The organism is Actinomycetota bacterium (assembly GCA_030682655.1).
Lineage (GTDB): Bacteria > Actinomycetota > Coriobacteriia > Anaerosomatales > JAUXNU01 > JAUXNU01.
The window spans coordinates 1-19094 of record JAUXNU010000134.1 but is presented as its reverse complement, the minus strand read 5'-3'; the positions used below and the strand labels follow the sequence as shown (position 1 = coordinate 19094).

The following is a 19094-nucleotide window of genomic DNA, read 5'->3' as shown; positions in this document are numbered from 1 at the left end:
GAAGCGGAATACCGCCTCAGCTCCTACCGAATCGTTCCCCAATCGCACGGTAGAGCGCGCGCGCGATGGTGTCTCGCCAGGCGGGGTCACGGAATGCGGAGACATCCTGACCTGACGACGTGGATCCGACACCTACCCGTGCTGCCGGTGCCCCAGTCGGGCCCAGGACAGGGTCCTTGGTTGCAGCGCGCTTGTTCACGGTCGCATCGGTGGCCCGTAGTTGGGTGGACAGTTCGTCAATGAATGTGAGTGCGCCTGGAAGAGGTGGGTCGCCAGACGGATCCGTGGACACCGAGAGCGTCAGTCCACCCGCACCTGAGGATGCGACATCGAGGCCGATCGCCACATCGAAGGACGCCGCTTCGGCGGCACGTACCCTTGCGGCCTGTGAAGTATCGGCGGCGACTCCCGAACGCGTGACCGAGACGGTAGCGCCGGAGGCCTCCAGCAGCGATTGCAGACGGCGGGTGACCTCGAGTGGGGCGTCCACCGAGCCATCCGTGACGACTGATGGATCGATGAGCACAGATACGCCCTCCAAAGCATATGGCAGGAGCGCGTTGGTGGCGGAGCCTTCGGTCGCGATCGTGACCCGGACGATCTCAGCGGTGCGCAGCGTGGCTCCCGCAGACGGATTCGTGGAGATTATCGTGTCGCGCGGGGCATCTGACTCCATCGCGTCGATCTTGACGACGAGGCCGAGTTGTTCGAGCTGCGGTCTGGCGACATTGATGCTGCTGCCGATGACGTCCGGCATGATGATCTCCTCGGAACCGGCGGAAACCACCACGATTACGGCGTCGCCGCGCTTGAGCGTCGTGCCTGGCGCCGGGTCCTGTTCGAGCACCGTGCCCGCAGGCAGAACGTTAAAGCGTCGTTCGGCCACCTCGATGACAAAGCCCGCCTGTGCAAGGCTCGCCCGGGCCACCCCTTCATCGACATTGAGCACGTCAGGCACGGGCGACTTGTTGCCAAGGAACGACCAGGTGACAAACCCTGCGACCACTAGCGCAAGTGCCACTGCGCCCAGGAGCGCGTATATCACCCATCGGGGTATGAGAGGCCGCCGGGGCGGTCGGGTTCGCGTTTCCATGGACAAGAGTGTAATCGCTTCTTCCTTGCGTCCGCAGGTTTGAGTCGCTATCGTGCAACGCTGTGCATGCACTCCCGCATGTGGAAGGAGCCAACAAGCATGCCAGCGTATGACTTCAGGTGCACTGCCTGCGATACCGTCTTTGAGATCAGCCGCCGGGCCGGCTCGGTTGACGCGGTCTGCTGCCCGCAGTGCGACTCAGACGCCACGAAGCGCGTCTTCACGCCCGTCGGCGTGGTCTTCAAGGGGTCCGGCTTCCACACCACCGACTACCGGAAGAAGCCGGCTGCCGAATCTGTTCCGGAGCCCGCATGCCCTTCGGCCAGCGGAGACTCTGCGAGTTGTGCCTCGTGCCCCGCGGCCAAACCGGCCGACACGACATCAAGCGACGCCTCCTAGTCCATTCGCACCCAGAACTTCTCCGCTCCTGTGCGGTGTACGGTCTCGATGAACCGGACCGTCCCGGACTTGCCATCCATGGTGACCGAGTGGGTACGAGCGCCCTTGCCGAAGTACCGAACGCCACGAAGCATCTCGCCGTCGGTGACACCTGTGGCGATGAATGCGGCCTCATCCGTGTTGACGAGGCAGTCCATGGTCAGCACGTCATCGATCTTGCAGGTGCCCATGTCCACGGCACGCGCTTTCTCCTCGTCGCTACGCCACGCGAAGCGTCCCATGAAGCATCCGCCGATACACTTCATCGCGGCGCACGCGAGCACGCCTTCAGGGGCAGCTCCGATGCCGAGGTAGAGGTGGATACCGGTGCCCTCGATGGACGTCGCCACGGCGCCGAAGACATCGCCGTCGCTGATCAGTCTGATGCGTGCACCTGCCTCCCGGACTTCCTTGATGAGATCGACATGGCGATCTCTGTCAAGGATGCAAACGACGACGTCTTCAACCGGCCGGTTGAGCGCTTTGGCGACGTTGACGACGTTCTCGGTGGGCGTTGCGTCGATGTGGACCACGCTTGCTGCCGCCTGACCCGTCGCTACCTTGTTCATGTACGTGTCAGGGGCGTGCAGGAGAGTCCCTTTGGGACCGAACGCGAGTACCGCCAGGGAGTTCTGCTGGCCGTACGCCGTCAGGTTGGTCCCCTCTAGGGGGTCGACCGCGATGTCGATCTCCTCGCCGCCCGCGCCGACCTTCTCACCGATATAGAGCATCGGCGCCTCATCCCGTTCTCCCTCGCCAATGACGACGGTGCCCGAGATGCTGACGGACTCGAATGCCTTGCGCATGCCCTCGACGGCGGCGTCATCAGCAGCATGCTTGTCGCCCTTGCCCATCCAGCGTCCCGCGGCCAGTGCAGCGGCTTCGGTGACCTCCAGCATCTCAACGATCCTTGTGTTGCGCATCAAGCCCTCCTCAAAACGTGATGGCACTGCGTCATGCAAGATCGCGGATCAGCACCGCGACGTAGTGTCCGTCAGGACCGTTCTGCTCCGGCACGATCTGGACGCGCCCCGCAGCGTTCAGAAAGCGCATCCATCCCTCAGGGAGCCTCGACTTCATGTCCGCCGAGGAGAACCCCTCGCCCGCCTGGGATGCAAGAAACGAGTCTACGAGCTGGTCGTTCTCGCGTGCGGTAACCGTACATGTCGAGTACACCACGAATCCGCCGGGGCGGACAAGCGCGGCGGAGGCTACCAACATACCCTGAGCCGTGGCGGCAACGGAGTCGATATCTTCCGGTCGAAGACGCCATCGCTTCTCGGGATGGCGGCGCAGAGTACCGAGGCCGGAACACGGGGCGTCAACCAAGGCAACATCGGTCGTCCCCTCGCCTGCAGCGACAACGAGTGCGGCCTTGTTTGTAGAGTCGGCTTCGACGAAATCAACCTCGGGCATACCGAGCTCAGCAAGGCGGGCTCGCGCAACCCCGGCCTTGAAACCGTGTACGTCGATCGCGATGACACGTGCGGAGCGACCCAGGCGCTTGAGTCCGGCAAGGATGAGAGCTGTCTTCGTTCCCCTCCCCGCCGCGACATCGACAACGACGCCGCCATCGGGGGGTATCGCACACTGCGCGGCGAACTGTGCGCCGGCGTCAGCAACAATGGCGAGTCCTTCCGAGAGCGCGGACCCGCCAACGGCTGCGGCGGGTACGGCGCAGCGGATGCATCCTGGAACATCGGAGACCTGGGCGGGCTGCGCCTCTTCCTTGGCAAGCAGCTCCATCAGCTCCGACATCTCGCATTTGAAGGGGTTGTGGGCCAGATAGAGCGGCGCCGTGTCCGTGTCGGCGAGCAGCATCGTTCGTGCGTCGGCTTCGCCCAGGTCGGCGAGGAGTCGTTCCACAAGCCACTTGGGGTGTCCGGTCGAGCGGGCGAGCGCCGCGATGTCGGTTTCCGGGTCGCCCCATGGGAAGGTGGCCACGTCCTGGGCGAGGCGTCGGAGAATCGCATTCGCCAGTTTCGCGGCACCGGGGCCGGCTGCCTTGGCCAGCTCTACTCCCTGGTGGACCGCAGCGCGCGACGGCACGTCGGAGAAGAGCAACTCGTAGGCGCTGATCCGCATCGCGCTGCGAACGCGCGGACGCACGTCATGAGGGCGTGGGATGTAGCGGTCCAAGGCGTCGTCGAGTGTGCCGGTCCATTGGGCGACGCCGTATGAAAGCCGTGTCGCAAGAGCGAAGTCCTCGGGCGACAGAGATGTCTTCGCGCGCTCGGCGTCGAGTACGTTCCCAACCCATGCTTTTCTGGTGCGAACCTGCTCCCCAACACGCAGCGCAAGCAAGCGGGATCCAGTCGCGCTCACGGCGTGGATCCCCACGTGGTCATCGGACCGAGATCGCGTCCGCGCCCGAAGCACGCGCCGTCCATGACGGCCTTGCCGGCAGGACGCAGCTCCTCGACGCGCATCGCACCATCGGAGCAGCCGAGTAGGAGTTCGCGCTTGTTCGCGGTCACGCTTCCCGGCGTGGTCTCCGTCGAGTCCAAGACTGCTGTCGCGCGAATGACGTCGACGACGGTTCCTCCGATGGATGCGCGAGAGCGAGCGCTGGGGGTCGAGGCCCTGACCCGGCGCAGTGCGTCAACGACGCGAAGACGCGGATGCAGCTCAAGGTCGGCGGGGGTCACTTTGGCCGCGTGCGTCGCCACAGAGTCGTCCTGGAGCACCCAATGCACCGTCCCGGTCGCGACAGCGTCGAGGGTTTCGAGCAGTGCACGGGCACCGAGGGTTGCGAGCACGGACGTGAGCGACACGACAGTGTGGTCATCAACCGGGACTCGAAGCACGGAGGTGTACGCGCCGGTATCGAGCCCTTCGTCCATGAGCATGATCGCGACGCCCGTCTCGGCGTCGCCTTCGAGTATGGCCCGGTGCACCGGGGCGGCGCCGCGGTGTCTTGGAAGCAGCGAAGCGTGTACATTCAGACACCCGAAGCGGGGCACCAGGAGCACGTCCATGGGAAGGATCTGGCCGTATGCGGCCACGCAGATGACGTCGAGGTCCAGTGACCGAAGCTCATCCACAACGGCGGGATCGCGAAGGGTTTCCGGTTCGGAAACGGCAATCCCGTTCGCCAATGCGGCGATCTTGACCGGGGACGGCGTAGCGGTCCGTCCACGTCTGCGGATACGGTCTGGCTGAGTGTAGACACCCACTACGTGGTGGTGTGTGACCAAGGAGTCAAGGATTGTCACCGAGAACTCGGACGTGCCCATGAAGACTACGCGCACGATGACCCTCCCCCTCGTCCGGTCGGCTAGCCGACGCGATCGAGCGTCTGAAGATAGGCGCGAAGTACCTCACGCCGGTCCTCGGGACTTGCCCGGTCTATGATGAGCACGCCGTCAAGATGGTCGATCTCGTGTTGCAGCACACGCGCATGCAAGTCGGACGCCTCGATGGTGACCGGATTGCCTTCGAGATCAAGAGCCTCGCATGTGATCGACACCGAGCGTGCGATCGGGACACCGATTCCGGGCAGAGACAGGCACCCCTCCTCCTCAGCCACGGTCTCCTCGGAGGACGAGACGATGCGGGGATTGCACAGGGCAACGAGTCCATCGTCGATGTCGTAGACGCACACCCGCTTCAGAATGCCGAGTTGGGGTGCGGCAAGACCGACTCCGGGCGCATCGTACATGGCTCGTGCCATCGCACGCACGAGGTCGCCGAGGTCCTTGTCGGTCGTTGGGTCGAACTCCTCTGTACCCGCCTTGAGTGCTGGACTCGGGTGACTGAGTATCTCCATGCTTTGAACTGCCTCCGTTTGGTGTCGCTACACCGGGCAACAAGCAAATCCCCTGCCCGCGTCACATTATCGCACGGCAGGGCAACACCGGGTCACAGCAGGTCGACGGGGTCGACATCAGGCGCGACAGTGACGTCCCGCGGCAACGATGCGGTCCGCAGCGCGTCGCGCAATGCGGACGAGACATCCGCATCCAATGGAGCGCGGAGGAGTACGTGCCACCGGTACGCCCGCTTGAGCCTGGCAAGTGGAGCAGGGCTCGGGCCAAGGACCGCCCACGACGGCGGAACCGCCGCCCTGAGCGCCTCTCCGATCGCGGTTGCTCCCTCACGTGCAGCATCGAGTCGCGGCGAGGTGACCACTACGTTTGCGAGACGGCCATAGGGCGGATATCCGAGCGCCTTGCGGTCGGTGCGCTCTGACGCCACGAGGGCGCTTCGGTCATGCGACGCGGCAGCGCGAATGGCGGGGTGATCGGGCCAGTACGTCTGGACGATCACGCGCCCGGGCAACGCCCCCCTTCCAGCACGTCCAGAGACCTGCGCGATTAGCTGGTATGTTCTCTCGGCCGCGCGGAAGTCGGGCAGGTGGAGTGTCGTGTCTGCGCTCAGCACCCCTACCAAAGTCACGTCCGGATAGTCGAGACCCTTAGCAACCATCTGCGTGCCAAGGAGAACCCCGCTGCTCAGCGCCTCGAACTCCGCGAGACGTCGCTCGTGGCCGCCCTTGCCGGTGGTAGAGTCGGCGTCCATGCGCACGACCGCCAATTCAGGGAGCAACTCCCCAAGATCGTGCTGCACTCGCTGCGTACCCGCACCGAACAGCCGCAGGTACGGACTCGCACACTCCGGGCATGTCGCGGGCACGGCTCGACGCGCACCACAGTGGTGACAAGCGAGGATCGGGCCCGTCTCGTGATAGGTCATCGATGTAGTGCAGGAGTCGCACTCAGGCACGTGTCCGCAGGAGCGGCAGAGCATGAACGAGGCGAAGCCGCGCCGGTTGAGCAGGAGAACCGCCTTCTCGCCGCGTGTCGCGACGCCCTGAAGAGCCTCAGTGAGCCGTCGCGAGAACATCGAGCGATGGCCCTCGTTGAACTCACGCCCCATATCAACGACATCGACCTCGGGCAGCGCCCCACCGCCGACTCGTTTGGAGAGCACCAACGGGTGCCAATCCCCCCGCTCGCACCGGTCGAGCGTCTCCATGCTCGGCGTGGCACTGCCAAGGACGAGTGCCGCACCGCTTCGGCGAGCGAGTTCCTCGGCCACGTCCCGTGTGTGATAGCGCGGGGAGGAACCCTGTTTGTAGGTGTGCTCGTGCTCCTCGTCGATGACGATCAGCCTCAGGTCGCACGCCGGAGCGAACAACGCCGATCTCGCGCCCACCACGATGCGGGCCTGAGCCGTGCGCACCCGCTCCCACTCGTCGAAACGCTCTCCGGTCGACAGTCGGCTGTGGAGCACTGCGACATGGTCACCGAAGCGGCCCCGGAATCGCCCCACGGTCTGCGGTGTGAGGGATATCTCCGGCACGAGCACGATGGCGGAACCACCGCCGTGCACGACTTGCTCGATCGCGCGCATGTAGACTTCCGTCTTTCCGGAGCCGGTGATGCCGTCCAGGACCGAGACCTCGCCTGTCCCGACTCTACCAAGAATCGCGCTCACGGCAGCCTGTTGCTCGTCGGTCAGCCTGTCAGGTCGGCCGCAAGGCCGACCTGCCGAGGACGGCGTCCGGAATGCGCGGCGCTCCTGGACGACGACCGCGCCCATCTCAGCAAGCCTATGAACGACGGGCGTGACCGGGCCAAACTCCGCGGCGAGCTCGCGAGTAGTAAGCGGTCCCGCGGACACGGCCTCCAGAACTGCGCTTTGCAGGTGAGCGTTGGCCGGCGGCATGTAGTGGCCGTCCTCGGCCCGGGTGACCCATAGTGCAGTAGCCGCTCGGACGGCAGGGGGTTTGAGTGTCCAGCGGCGAATGAGCGCGCCCGATGCGAGAAGCGCTTCCACTCCGCGCTGCCCTCCGAGGCCGTCAAGCTCAGCCACCGATGACTCGGGAACGCCCTCGGCGAGAAGCGCCCACGTCTCGGGCGACGACTGTTGCGGGGGCTTTCCTCGGGCGACGACTGTTGCGACCGCCGTTGGGGTCGAACCAGGTGGAAGGAATAGGCGTATGCAATCGGACAATGGCGCGACATAGCGCGAGGCGATCCAACCGGCGAGTGGACCTGCTGCCTCGTTGAATAGCGGCGCCGACAGTACGGCCAACACCGGCTTGAGATCGTGGATTTCGGACGTGTCCTTGACTCCGATGACGTAGCCGACTGCCATTCGGTGGGCGAAATCCACCATCACAGCGACTCCGGGCGTCAGGTCGCGCTCAAGCCCGGCCGGGACGTCGTAGTCAAACGTCCGGTCGAGCTGGCGTGTCGGTATGTCGAGGACGATCTCGGCAACAGGCATGCGGTCTCCAGGATCCGCAGTACATCCCCGTCAGCATACAGAAGGCCACCGACACGCGACGGCGCCGGTGGCCTTCCGAGTAGTTGGCCGGATCAGCCGTTCAGGCCGGCAGCCTCGGCAAGCGCGGCAGCGCGGTCGGTGCGCTCCCAGGTGAAGTCCTTGTCGGACCGACCGAAGTGACCGTAGGAAGCGGTCTTCTGGTAGATGGGGCGACGAAGGTCGAGGTCACGAATGATGGCTCCGGGTCGAAGGTCGAATACCTCGCCGATGGCCTTCTCAATCGCCTCGGCAGCCACCTTTTCTGTGCCGAACGTCTCGACGAACACGGACAGCGGGTGTGCGACGCCGATCGCGTACGCGAGTTCGATCTCGCAGCGCTCCGCAAGTCCGGCAGCGACGACGTTCTTGGCCACCCATCGTGCGGCGTATGCGGCTGAGCGGTCGACCTTCGTGCAGTCCTTGCCGGAGAACGCGCCGCCGCCGTGACGGCCCATGCCACCGTAGGTGTCCACGATGATCTTGCGGCCGGTAAGCCCGGTGTCGCCCATTGGTCCACCGATGACGAAGCGTCCGGTGGGGTTCACATAGATGGTCGCCTCGGAGTAGTCAATGTCCTCGAGGTCGAAGACCGGCCTGACGACGTGCTCGATGAGGTCCGGCTTGAGCAGCCCCTCGATGTCGACTCCGTCAGCATGCTGGGTCGAGAGGAGGATGGTGTCCACGCCGACCGGCCTTCCGTCGACATAGCGTACGGTTACCTGGCTCTTGCCGTCGGGACGCAGGTAGTCCAGGACTTGGCCCTTTCGTACGGCCGTGAGACGTTCGGCGAGGCGGTGTGCGAGATAGATCGGCAGCGGCATGAGCTGCGGTTTCTCGTTGAACGCATACCCGAACATCTTGCCCTGGTCGCCGGCGCCTATGAGGTCGATCGGGTCTGTGCCTTCACCGTGTTGAACCTCGAACGACTCGTCCACGCCCATCGCGATGTCGGCGCTCTGCTCGTGGATGGTTGTGATGACGCCGCAGGTCTCGAAGTCGAAACCGTACTTGGCTCTGGTGTAGCCGATCTCCTTGACGACTTTCCGCACGACCGCCTGAATGTCGACATAGGCGTGGGTACGGACCTCGCCCGAGACAACGACGAGTCCTGTCGTGGTCAGCGTCTCGCAGGCGCAGCGGACGTAGTCGGGGCTGGCTTTGGTGCCTGCAGGGGAAACAAATCCCTGCTCGGCAAGTTCTGCCTCGCGGGTGATGATCGCGTCGAGGATGGCGTCCGAGATCTGATCGCACATCTTGTCTGGGTGACCCTCGGTCACCGACTCCGAAGTGAAGAGGTACTCCCTGTTAGACATCTTTCCTCCGTTTCGCGTCGCCGCCACTGGCGGCAATAACAAAAGCCCTTGTCTGGAAGGACAAGGGCTCCACACGCAGCGTTGCCAGACGCGGCGGTATTCCCTCATCTCCCAGGCAACCATCTGCCTGTCGCGATGTGGCACCGTGCGCCGTTTTGGACGTCGGTTGCCGGGGTGTCGTCGGGCGCGATCCCTCGACCCTCTGCGGTCCCAATGAAGCGACCGCCTCGTGATGAGAACGTCTTGCACCCTATCACGCACCACCCTTGCACAACAAGACCCCGCCGCGAAGGTGTACCATAGTCGCCGCGTCCCACCCGGAACCAACAGGAGCACACGTGTCTGAGAGCGTTCGCGTCCGCTTCGCACCGAGCCCGACGGGCCACCTCCACATCGGAGGCGCCCGCACAGCTATATACAACTGGGCGTTCGCCCGTCACGAGGGTGGCTCGTTCGTGCTGCGCATCGACGACACCGATCGCGAGCGCTCCACCGATGAGAACACCGACGCCATCTTGCGGGCCATGAGATGGCTCGGCCTCGACTGGGACGAAGGACCGGAGGTCGGCGGCGATCGCGGACCGTACTACCAGATGCAACGCTCGGTCAACTACGCGGAAGCTCTCGAGATTCTCAAGGCCGGCAATCAGGCATATCCGTGCTTCTGCACTGCGGAGACGCTCGAGGCCAAGCGCGAGGCCGCGCGAACCGCCGGGGGCTTCTCGGGCTACGACCGCACGTGTCGCGGAATCGACGCCGCAACCGCTGCCGTGCGGGTCACCGCGGGCGAGCCGCACGTGTGGCGAGTGAAGGTCACCGACGATCGCGGAGACATCACGATCGAGGATGTGATCCGCGGCTCTATCACCTGGCCGATCGACGCGATGGACGATTTCATCCTCGCCCGCACCGACGGCTCCCCCACCTATATGTTCGCGACCGTCGTCGATGACTGGCAGATGGGTATCACCCACATCATCCGCGGCGACGACCACCTCTCGAACACTCCTCGGCAGATCGTGGTCTATGAGGCCCTTGGCGCGGAGGTGCCCACGTTCGCGCACATGAGCCTCATCTGCGGCCCGGATGGCAAGCGCCTCTCGAAGCGCCACGGCGCGACGAGCGTCGAGGCCTACCGAGATGAGGGCTACCTGTCCGAGGCGCTGCTGAACTACCTCTCGCTTCTTGGCTGGTCGATCGACGACAAGACCACGATCTTCGACCGTGAGACTCTCGTGCGGGAATTCGACCTCAGTCGCGTCTCGAAGAACCCGGGCGTCTGGGACCCCGAGAAGCTCGAGTGGATGAACGGCCTCTACATCCGCGAGATGACGGCCGAGGAGCTCGCGGACCGCATGGTGCCGTGGCTTGAAGACGCAGGGCTGCTCACCGCCGAGGACGCCGCTGCCCGTCGCGACTGGCTGCTCGAGCTGGCACCGCTCGTCTCCGAGCGCGTGAAGCGCATGGACGAGATCGCTGCGAAGGTCGCATTCTTCTTCGCCGACACCGTCGAGATCGACGCGTCCGCCCGGGACAAGGTCCTGGCCAAAGAGGGTACGGGGCGTGCTCTCGATGCCGCTGCTGCCGTTCTGGCCCAAGCCGAGATGTCTCCCGACGCCGTCGAGGCGGCTCTGCGGGCACTTCCCGAGCAACTCGACATGAAGGCCAAACTCATCTTCCAGGCTGTCCGTGTCGCCGTGACGGGCTCGACGGTGAGTCCGCCGCTCTTCGAGTCGATCGCGCTTCTTGGCCGTGAGGCAACACTTGCTCGGATCGCGGCTGCACGCCCGTTGGCCAGCGACTGAGTACGCGTCGACCACCCTGCTCGGCGGGGCGCTTCCGCGGGTTGACAGCCACATGGCACGTCGGTAGCATACCTACTCGCGCCATCTGGCGCACTGTGGCACTGGGGTATGGTGTAACTGGCAACACGTCGGATTCTGGTTCCGAAGAGTCTAGGTTCGAGCCCTAGTACCCCAGCCAGTTGGCCCGTTCGTCTAGCGGCCTAGGACACCGCCCTCTCAAGGCGGAGGCACGGGTTCGAACCCCGTACGGGCTACCAAAGCACTATCGAAGACCGCGAGCGTGCGGTCTTCTTTCTATTCCGAGGAGAGATGCGCTCTTGCAGGTGGGCGACTCAGGTGCGACGAAGGGCGTCTCACCTGCTAGAATGGTATTCGGAGTGGGCCGGGTGGCCGCGCGCACGAAGGTTGTGCGTGAGGAAAGTCCGGACACCACAGGGCAGGGTGCCTGCTAACGGCAGGGCGGGGCGACCCGACGGAAAGTGCCACAGAAAAGAAAACCCCCCGATCGCAAGGTCGGAGGAAAGCTGAAACGGTGCGGTAAGAGCGCACCAGCGTCACGGTAACGTGGCGGCTTGGCAAACCCCACCCGGTGCAAGGGCAAATAGGAGCGGCTAAGACCGGCCCGGTCAACGCTCGGGTTAGCCCGCGTGAGGCCGTCGGCGACGGCGGTCCCAGATAGATGGTCGCCCACGACAGAATCCGGCTTACAGGCCCACTCCAACTCTCGCCTTCGAGGCAGAATCAGCGTGCTGCCCACAGGCACTGCAGTCTGTCAGGTGCCGTGCACCCGACCACGGATGCTCTCGGCGATGTCTCCGCCCGAGAGCCGGGTGAGCCGGACATACTCCGCACCGGCGGCCTTCGCGATCTCCTTGGCGCCTGAAGAACCACGGGTGCCCGCACCGGTGTCGAGCACGACAGCGTGGATCTTCGACGCGCGAACCTTCGCAGCGACCGCGCGCGCGTCTTCGCTGCCAAGGCCGCCGTTTAGGCCCACATTGGCCCGACCGTCGGTGACGAGTACGAGCCACGGAATCGTCTCAGTATCGCGCTTGCGCTCGCTCTCAATCAGGTCAAGAGCGCGAAGCATGCCGTGTGCGAGGGGCGTGGCCCCTCCTGTCGGAAGAGAGCGCATCTTGAGCTGGGCGAGTTCCACGCTTGCGGTAGGCGCGAGGACGGTGTGAGCTTCGTCGCCGCGGAAAGACACGAGCCCAACACGGTCGCGGCGTTGATATGCGTCGACAAGCAGCTCCAGGATGGCGGACTTCGCGGCCTCCATGCGGCTGTCTGCGCCCATCGATCCACTCGCGTCAACGCAGAACAGTATCGACGCTCCAACGCGCCGCTTGCGCACCTTGCGGTGTACGTCCTGGGGCTCTATCTTGATGGCCATCTCGCCCTCACGGGACGCCTGATATGGCGCAGCGGCGCGAATCGTAGCGTCAAGCGCGACATCGACGGTAGTCGCCCCTGTCTTCGCAGGCTCCGCGCGCGTGTACCGCCCGCGACTGTCCGCCGCAACCGTTTCCTGTCGACGCCCCGAAATCGAGCGTCGCGCCCGATCGAGGGACGCGGTGAAGTCGACCGGTCCGGGAAGTACGGCCTTCTCTGGCGCCCCGTCGCCTTCGCGAGCCTCTGTGAGCGCTGCCAGTGCCGCCGCAAGCCCGTCCCCGTTGCCAGTCTCCGCATCCGGTTCGTCGCGTTTCTCCCCGGGATCGGACTCACCCAAAGCCGAGGAGATCGACGAATGCATGCGCTGCTCGCCTTCGGAATGGTCATCGAAGGGCGTGCGCTTGAGTCGGTGTGCGAGCGCGAACGGCGCCACATGGCGGACATCTTCAAGCGTGACTGTCGGCCGTGACTCGTACGCTGCAAAGGCCGACGCAGCTCGCGCCAGCACGAGATCGGCGCGGTGACCGTCCACGCCGAGTTGAGCGCATAGCTTCGCGATCGCCAGCAGCACGTCGTCGGGCAATTCGACCGATGGGAGCCGCAAGCGCGCGTGCTTGAGCTGCATGCGCAGCTCTTCCTGCGAGTCGACCCAGTCGCGGGCGAACTGGGTCGCATCCTCTTCGAATGCGCGCCGGCGCCTCACGATCTCAACGCGTCTTTCAGGGTCGCGGACACCGGTCACGTCGACACACAGACCGAACCTGTCCAGCAGCTGCGGGCGGACATCTCCTTCCTCTGGATTCATCGATCCGATGAGGATGAAACGAGCGGGATGGGCGAACGCAACGCCCTCGCGCTGGACGACGTTGACTCCCATCGCTGCAGCATCGAGCAGAGTGTCAACCAGGTGGTCGTCGAGCAGATTGACTTCGTCCACGTAAAGGATGGCGCGGTTTGCCTCGGCAAGGAGGCCAGGTTGGAAGATGCGCGTCCCGTGCTTGAGGGCGTGCTCGAGGTCAAGTGTCCCGATGAGGCGATCCTCGGTCGCAGATACGGGGAGATCGATCACACGAACCTGTCGCGTGGCCTTGGGAAGCGTGCCGGACTCGCGTCGTTCGCGGCACTCGGGACACCACGATCCGGGGTCAGCCGGGTCGCACGAGAAACGGCACTCGTCCACCACGTCTATGTCGGGAAGTACGTCGGCTAGGGCGCGGACGGCAGTGGACTTCGCGGTGCCCTTCTCGCCCCGCACGAGCACGCCACCCACTCGCGGGTCGATCGCATTGAGCAGAAGAGCGGTCTTGAGGGTCTCCTGACCCACAATGGCGGCAAACGGGTAGTTGTGTGCCGGCCTGATCGTCACGCGTCCCTCCCGATGAAGTAGAGCCTGACTACAATATACTGTAGCCAAGCTCCACGAACCACCCCATATTTAGTGTTTGCCTACCCCGACTTCCACTGGAACGACCCACACGTGGTGGGGTCGCTCTCTCCCCTCTTGGGACAGGTGTTGAGGTAGACGCAGTCGTCGCAGGTCAGGTCGGCGATGTCCGATCCGCCTCCTTCGTAGACAAGAGGTTCGACTACTTCGAGGTCGGCGAGAACGCTATCGATCTCGCCGTCGGCGGCATCAGCGGGCGCGACCGGTTCGACCACCGCCGGGGGCTCGGCCTCGGCGAGAGGCTCCTCGTCGTAGGCGCCCATGATCACCGGTCGAGGAGTCTCGACGTCCTCTTCTGCGGGATGAACCACGAGCTCAGAAACGTCCGCGGCAGGTTCTTCGAGCGCGTCGAGGACGAATGGTTCGGAGTCAATGGCGGGAGCGTCAGGTGCGGCGGTTGCCGCTTCGGTCGGTGGCGCGACATCCCATGGCCATACCGCGGGAGTATCGGGAACCCCGGCATCCTCGTCGGGGCTGGTCTGGGCGGGCGGAGCGAGTTGGGTGTCTGCGTCGTCAGATCCGGCGGCTGCTGGACCGATGGACTCCGGGGCGACGATGCCCTCGTTCTCTAGCGTGCCAGTCGCCCGACGAAGTGCGTCCGCAAGATCGGGCTCTTCCTCAGATTCCACTGCCTCACGCTCGGACCCCGACGCGGCCTCCTCGGCGGCCTGATCGAGAACGGCCTCGGCTATCGCGGGTTCGACCGGAGCTTCCCAAACGCCTGCGGTCTCGACCTCTTCTGGTTCCTCGGCAGGTGCGGAATCCGGTTCTGGCGTCACTGCCGTTTCGAGTCCCTTGCTCTGCACGACCAGGACCGGTGTTGCGGTGCCCAGGTCGACCACGAAGACCTCGGACTCGAGGTCCTGGGGAATCGAAAGGGAGGAGAGCTCGTCGAGAGCCTGCTGACGCGTGTCGAAGAGGCGGTCGGAAAGCAGTCTGACTGCGCCGTCCGAGCGTGTCCGTCCCAGCAGGAAGAAACCCATGTCACGTACCCTTTCTCGGAGAACCAGGCTTCACGAGAGTGTATCGGCAGCAATGGCACCATGCTAGAACCCGAACGGCGGCTCGGCAACCGCCCTGCGCGACCGATTCGCGCAGCTTACGCGTCACAGCGCGTCCGAAGCGCCTTCAAGCGTTCGATATTCACGACATCCTTCTCAGGTACTTCCCCAGGCATTTCGGTGACCACACACATCGAGTGTGCCGCGGGTGCGCAGACCATCGCATCGAATGCGGCTTCGCCGAGTGTACCCTCCCCGATCCACGCGTGCCGGTCGCGGTGCGAGCCGCGCTCGAACATGCAGTCGTTGGCATGGATCAGGCCGAGCGCGCCCGAGCCACACGCCTGCTCGATCTCGGCGAGCAGCGCATCCCACGCGAGAGGCGTGGCCAGGTCGTGCCCGTACGCATGGGCGTGACAGGTATCCAGGCATACCCCTACGAGCACGCGCTCTTTGCCAAGGAGATCGAGCACCCACCCCATCTCCTCGAACGAGCCTCCGAAAGTGTGACCCGCTCCGGCCGTGTTCTCGAGAAGCAGCCGAGTCTCGGGGTGCGTGCAGTCGCACAGCGCGAACGCCTCGCGGATGCCGCGTGCCACGCGGTCGGCCGCCGCCGCCGGGTCGTCAGTGCGGTCCGCTCCCACGTGAAGCACGACACCGGAGGCCTGGAGAAGGCGCCCCCGCGTCATTTCATCGGCGAGCGCACCCACGGAGCGATGCCACAGAACAGGGTCGTCGCTTGCCAGGTTCAGCAGGTAGGCGGTGTGGGTAAAGAGCGGCCCGAACCCGGATTCTGCTCGGAGTTCCGCGAACCGGGCGGCCGCGTCGGGGTCGATCGGCTTGCCGTGCCACTGTCGCGGGCTCTTCGCGAAGACCTGCATGCACTCGGCGCCGACGTGCTGCGCATACTCGACGGTCGCATCGTATCCGCCTGAGACCGAGAGGTGCGCGCCAAAGAGCATGCGAATCCGCCTTCATGTCGCGGGTGCCGTCCGCTGCATTCTACCGGAGGCGTACCCCGGGCGGCGTCCGCGTCATACACTGAGGGCATGACCACTCCCGACGACACCAACGAACTTGCGCCCTGGCATGGCCGTGCGATCATACACGTCGACATGGATGCGTTCTTCGCTGCCGTCGAGCAGCTCGACAACCCCGAGCTTCGCGGCAAGCCAGTGATCGTCGGCGGTTCTCCCGATGGACGAGGAGTGGTCTCCACCTGCTCCTATGAGGCGCGGCGGTTCGGCGTCAGGTCCGCTATGCCGTCGGCCCGCGCAGCTCGGCTGTGCCCGGGTGCGATCTGGGTCCGCCCGCACTTCGAGCGCTACTCGGAGATCTCCCACGCAGTTCGCGAGATCTTCGAGTCGATGACGCCGCAAGTGCAGCCGGTGTCGATCGACGAGGCATTCCTGGATGTGACGCCCGGTGCGCATTCGCCGCTGCACCCGGTCGAGATCGCCCGCGAGATTCGGGAGCGTGTCGCCGAACTTGGGGTCACCTGTTCGGCCGGGCTGGCATCCTCCAAGACGATCGCCAAGATCGCGTCGGACTTCGAGAAGCCCAACGGGCTCACGGTTGTGCAGCCCGGCGATGAGGCCGCGTTCCTCGCGCCGCTTGCGATCGAGGTCATGTCGGGCATCGGCCCCAAGACCGCTGCCCGGCTGCGGACGTCGGGTGTTGCGACCCTTGGCGACCTCGCGCGACTCGACGACCCTACCGCCGAGGACATCCTTGGCTCGCACGGTCTGGACCTGGTGCGCCGCGCCCGCGGCATCGACCCTCGGCCCGTGCATGACAACGATCCTCGCAAGTCGATCTCGGCCGAGCGCACCTTCGCCGAGGACCTGCGCGAGGCCCCTCAGATCCGCGATGCGATCGACAGGCTCGCAGAGCGCGTCGGTCGCCGACTGCGCAAAGCGGGCGTGGCCGGGCGTACGCTGTCGGTGAAGGTGCGGTTCTCCGACTTCACGACTCGCGGAGCGCAGCGCACGCTCTCTGTGCCCGCCGACGCCGACCCCGAGATCGCACGCGTTGCGTGGGACCTCGTGCGGGGGCTCTGGAGTCCCGGTGTCGGCGTGCGGCTCCTCGGCGTGGGGCTGAGTGGCTTCGACGAGAGCGCGCAGCAGCTCGATCTCCTTGGCGAGCTGGAGGCGGAGTCGTCGAGTCCCGAACGTGCGAAGCGGCTCGTGACGGGTCTGGACGCGGTTCGCGAGCGGTTCGGCGAGGACGCGGTCGGCTTCGGAGTCCGTGGAATCAAATCGCCAAGGAGAACCGACATCGCCAAGACCGCGTCTGACGGTGCAGAGGATAGCGAGCAAGGGAGTGACGGCAATGCGTAGGTTGATGGCGGTTGTGGCGGCGGTGGTAGTGATGGCGCTCGGGATTGCGCTCGCAGGGTGCGGGTCGGGATCGGTGCAGCCCGGCGAAACACCGCCCGCGGAGTCGACGACCACTCCGGAGCAGCCGCCCGGACACGGGACGGGCTACCTCGCGCCTCCTGCCCTCGTCGAACTCCCAGGGGGGCGTGTGCGGGCGATCGGAACCCTTGCGCGAGTCGACCTCGAAGGCGGGTTCTGGGCGGTCGTGGATGCGACCCCGGGAACTGATCTGAAGGGCGACGAGCCCGTGATCGCGGTGGTCCTGCTGCCGGAGGAGGACGGCATGCATGGCGCGGACATGAGCGCGCTTGCCGGCACGTACATGCAGTTCGACGGCACGCTCGTAGAGGGCGCAAGCATTCGGATGGCGGGACCCGAGATCATGGTGGACTCGTTCAAGATGCTCGAGAAGCCGTAGGCCAGACCCGCTCTCGCAAGCGACCGAACCGCCCGCCCGTCCCCGAGAGGCTTACTCTCGAGGCAGACCCTCGGAGAGCACCCGATTGCACTCGACTAGACTCCGATGAGACTCACGCGACCTTGTCCGCGTGGTACCGGCGCAGTCGGGTCTGCCGCACGAGGATGACAAGTCCGGAGCCAAGCACGAACATGCCGTTGGCCACGATGTGCCATCGGATATCCACGGCATGTCCCGAGACACCGCACGACCAGAAGTAGATCGTACCGAGCATAAACACGCCAACGACAGACCAGCTCGCTGCGAGATCGATCACCGTCCCACCCCCGATACCCTCTGCACGGCCGGAGCGTACCATTTCTGATTGATGCAGAATTGCGCCGTGCCGATGCCGAGGAGAAGCCCTGCTGTCATACCCGTGCGCGACGCTCCTTCCGACCACTCGAAGCGACGTCCCCAGTGCCGGAGAGGAGTCTCGTGATGCGCTCATCGATCACCGATCCGCAACCCACCTGCATAGCAGCCATGTTCACGTGCATGGTAGTGCGCGCAAGGTCGATTGAGTCGCTGTCGATCTCATATTGCTTCTCGTCGCGCAACCATGTGAGCACGGGCGCAAGATGCCAGATGGTCGAGGGGCCCTCGTGGACTGGAATCGGGCCTGTTGCCCCTCGAGCAAGCAGGAGCTTCCGCATATTCTGTCTGCTCTTGCCTACGATTTCGGCGACCTCCGTGTAGCCCACGAAGTCTGGTGTTGCCTCGATGAGAGTCGCCTGCGGAAGCGCTGTCTTCACGTCGGTGATGGCACTGAGCACTGCGTGTTCGGGAGATGGCGCCTCGCGGGTGAATTCCAGGGCTATCCTGCCGGGAATCCCGGTGCCGATCAGTGCGTCATCGCATCCATGAACGGCAAGCAGCTCGACGCGCTCGTCGGAGTCTGCATCGACTCCGGAGACATCGAATCTGAGTGTGAAATCGTATTCGGTCACTGCTGCATCCTACTCATCTTCCGGGGACACGCCCGTGCACCTATCGACGACTCGTCTGAGGTGTGATGCATGGTTGGTTGGATTGCGGGGAGTACCGTAGATACTCGTGATACAGAAATCGCCGCATCGGCAGTCCGGGTTGTTGTGCGGACAGAACATCTTTCCCCACGCGTGTGCTCTCGCACTACCGGGTCGTATGCGCCATCCATGTTCCTCGGCATGAAGCAGTGCTGCCTCAATATCGGGGTTCGGGTGCTTCTTCCTGCCCATCCGGTTCTTCCCGTCTTTGACCTTACGACGCGATGCGGAAGGGTGTCAACTGACAACGTCCTGCAATTCCGGTGGTGTCGCCAATGGGGGGACTCGCTCCGGCTCGGCCACTCTGCCGCCTACTACGTCCAACCCATCACTAAGGACGCTATGCATAACAACATGAACGAGTCAACGTGTTGGGATGCCGCGCGGCGAGAGGCTGTAGTTCCATTCTCCGTGGAAGTCGCTGCGCTCGATGGCCAGGGAGTCCATCTCCTTGTCGGTGACCTTCCTGCCG

General features: G+C 64.7%; 17 protein-coding genes, 2 tRNA genes, 1 other RNA gene and 1 riboswitch. Of the genes, 7 read left to right on the top strand and 13 right to left on the bottom strand.

Translation table 11 applies throughout. The features are described 5' to 3' along the window. Positions 1-16: 16 nt before the first annotated feature. The gene (locus tag Q8K99_08415; GenBank protein MDP2182575.1) at positions 17-1045 is read right to left on the bottom strand and encodes a PASTA domain-containing protein; all 1029 of its coding nucleotides are present in this window, start codon (positions 1043-1045) and stop codon (positions 17-19) included. A 147-nt stretch (positions 1046-1192) separates the two neighbouring features. On the opposite strand from Q8K99_08415, the gene Q8K99_08410 reads away from it, so the two are divergent. Beyond that, on the top strand, positions 1193-1492 hold the full coding sequence (locus tag Q8K99_08410) for a zinc ribbon domain-containing protein (GenBank protein MDP2182574.1): 300 nt from the start codon (positions 1193-1195) through the stop codon (positions 1490-1492). Here the strand turns inward: Q8K99_08410 and glpX are convergent. The 6 genes from glpX to metK form a co-directional block, all read right to left on the bottom strand. Then, positions 1489-2454 carry a class II fructose-bisphosphatase gene (gene glpX / locus Q8K99_08405; protein MDP2182573.1) on the bottom strand — a complete coding sequence of 322 codons (966 nt, stop codon included), beginning with the start codon at positions 2452-2454 and terminating at the stop codon, positions 1489-1491. The genes Q8K99_08410 and glpX overlap by 4 nt on opposite strands. A gap of 31 nt (positions 2455-2485) precedes the next feature. Next, a complete protein-coding gene (locus tag Q8K99_08400) occupies positions 2486-3856 on the bottom strand; it encodes a transcription antitermination factor NusB (protein MDP2182572.1) in 1371 nt (456 codons plus the stop codon). Beyond that, a complete protein-coding gene (fmt, locus tag Q8K99_08395; GenBank protein MDP2182571.1) occupies positions 3853-4782 on the bottom strand; it encodes a methionyl-tRNA formyltransferase in 930 nt (309 codons plus the stop codon). The genes Q8K99_08400 and fmt overlap by 4 nt, the downstream gene beginning before the upstream one ends. A gap of 26 nt (positions 4783-4808) precedes the next feature. Continuing rightward, positions 4809-5300: a peptide deformylase gene (def, locus tag Q8K99_08390; protein MDP2182570.1), complete on the bottom strand. Its 492-nt coding sequence runs from the start codon at positions 5298-5300 to the stop codon at positions 4809-4811. 92 nt (positions 5301-5392) lie between these two features. Further along, positions 5393-7765 carry a primosomal protein N' gene (gene priA / locus Q8K99_08385; protein MDP2182569.1) on the bottom strand — a complete coding sequence of 791 codons (2373 nt, stop codon included), beginning with the start codon at positions 7763-7765 and terminating at the stop codon, positions 5393-5395. 92 nt (positions 7766-7857) lie between these two features. Further along, complete coding sequence (gene metK / locus Q8K99_08380) at positions 7858-9117, bottom strand: methionine adenosyltransferase (GenBank protein MDP2182568.1); 1260 nt, start codon at positions 9115-9117, stop codon at positions 7858-7860. Between the two features lie 101 nt (positions 9118-9218). Then, positions 9219-9356, bottom strand: a riboswitch (SAM riboswitch). A 99-nt stretch (positions 9357-9455) separates the two neighbouring features. On the opposite strand from metK, the gene gltX reads away from it, so the two are divergent. The 4 genes from gltX (at position 9456) to rnpB (ending at position 11645) form a co-directional block, all read left to right on the top strand. Then, a complete protein-coding gene (gltX, locus tag Q8K99_08375) occupies positions 9456-10922 on the top strand; it encodes a glutamate--tRNA ligase (protein ID MDP2182567.1) in 1467 nt (488 codons plus the stop codon). Positions 10923-11024: 102 nt separating this feature from the next. Next, positions 11025-11100 (top strand) — tRNA-Gln (locus Q8K99_08370). Between the two features lie 3 nt (positions 11101-11103). Further along, a tRNA-Glu gene (locus Q8K99_08365) sits at positions 11104-11179 on the top strand. Positions 11180-11296: 117 nt separating this feature from the next. Then, positions 11297-11645, top strand: an RNA gene (rnpB, locus tag Q8K99_08360) — RNase P RNA component class A. A 49-nt stretch (positions 11646-11694) separates the two neighbouring features. Here rnpB and Q8K99_08355 read toward each other — a convergent pair. The 3 genes from Q8K99_08355 to Q8K99_08345 form a co-directional block, all read right to left on the bottom strand. Beyond that, the gene (locus Q8K99_08355; protein MDP2182566.1) at positions 11695-13680 is read right to left on the bottom strand and encodes a magnesium chelatase subunit D family protein; all 1986 of its coding nucleotides are present in this window, start codon (positions 13678-13680) and stop codon (positions 11695-11697) included. 80 nt (positions 13681-13760) lie between these two features. Beyond that, positions 13761-14741, bottom strand: a complete 981-nt coding sequence (locus Q8K99_08350) for a hypothetical protein (protein MDP2182565.1) — start codon at positions 14739-14741, stop codon at positions 13761-13763. A gap of 116 nt (positions 14742-14857) precedes the next feature. After that, positions 14858-15721, bottom strand: a complete 864-nt coding sequence (locus tag Q8K99_08345) for a deoxyribonuclease IV (protein ID MDP2182564.1) — start codon at positions 15719-15721, stop codon at positions 14858-14860. 87 nt (positions 15722-15808) lie between these two features. On the opposite strand from Q8K99_08345, the gene dinB reads away from it, so the two are divergent. Further along, positions 15809-17098 carry a DNA polymerase IV gene (gene dinB / locus Q8K99_08340; protein ID MDP2182563.1) on the top strand — a complete coding sequence of 430 codons (1290 nt, stop codon included), beginning with the start codon at positions 15809-15811 and terminating at the stop codon, positions 17096-17098. Continuing rightward, positions 17091-17555: a hypothetical protein gene (locus tag Q8K99_08335; GenBank protein MDP2182562.1), complete on the top strand. Its 465-nt coding sequence runs from the start codon at positions 17091-17093 to the stop codon at positions 17553-17555. The genes dinB and Q8K99_08335 overlap by 8 nt, the downstream gene beginning before the upstream one ends. A gap of 112 nt (positions 17556-17667) precedes the next feature. Here Q8K99_08335 and Q8K99_08330 read toward each other — a convergent pair whose 3' ends face one another. The 3 genes from Q8K99_08330 to Q8K99_08320 form a co-directional block, all read right to left on the bottom strand. After that, on the bottom strand, positions 17668-17871 hold the full coding sequence (locus Q8K99_08330; GenBank protein MDP2182561.1) for a hypothetical protein: 204 nt from the start codon (positions 17869-17871) through the stop codon (positions 17668-17670). A 94-nt stretch (positions 17872-17965) separates the two neighbouring features. After that, complete coding sequence (locus tag Q8K99_08325; protein ID MDP2182560.1) at positions 17966-18544, bottom strand: DNA-binding protein; 579 nt, start codon at positions 18542-18544, stop codon at positions 17966-17968. A gap of 9 nt (positions 18545-18553) precedes the next feature. Next, on the bottom strand, positions 18554-18814 hold the full coding sequence (locus Q8K99_08320) for a hypothetical protein (GenBank protein ID MDP2182559.1): 261 nt from the start codon (positions 18812-18814) through the stop codon (positions 18554-18556). Positions 18815-19094: the final 280 nt, after the last annotated feature.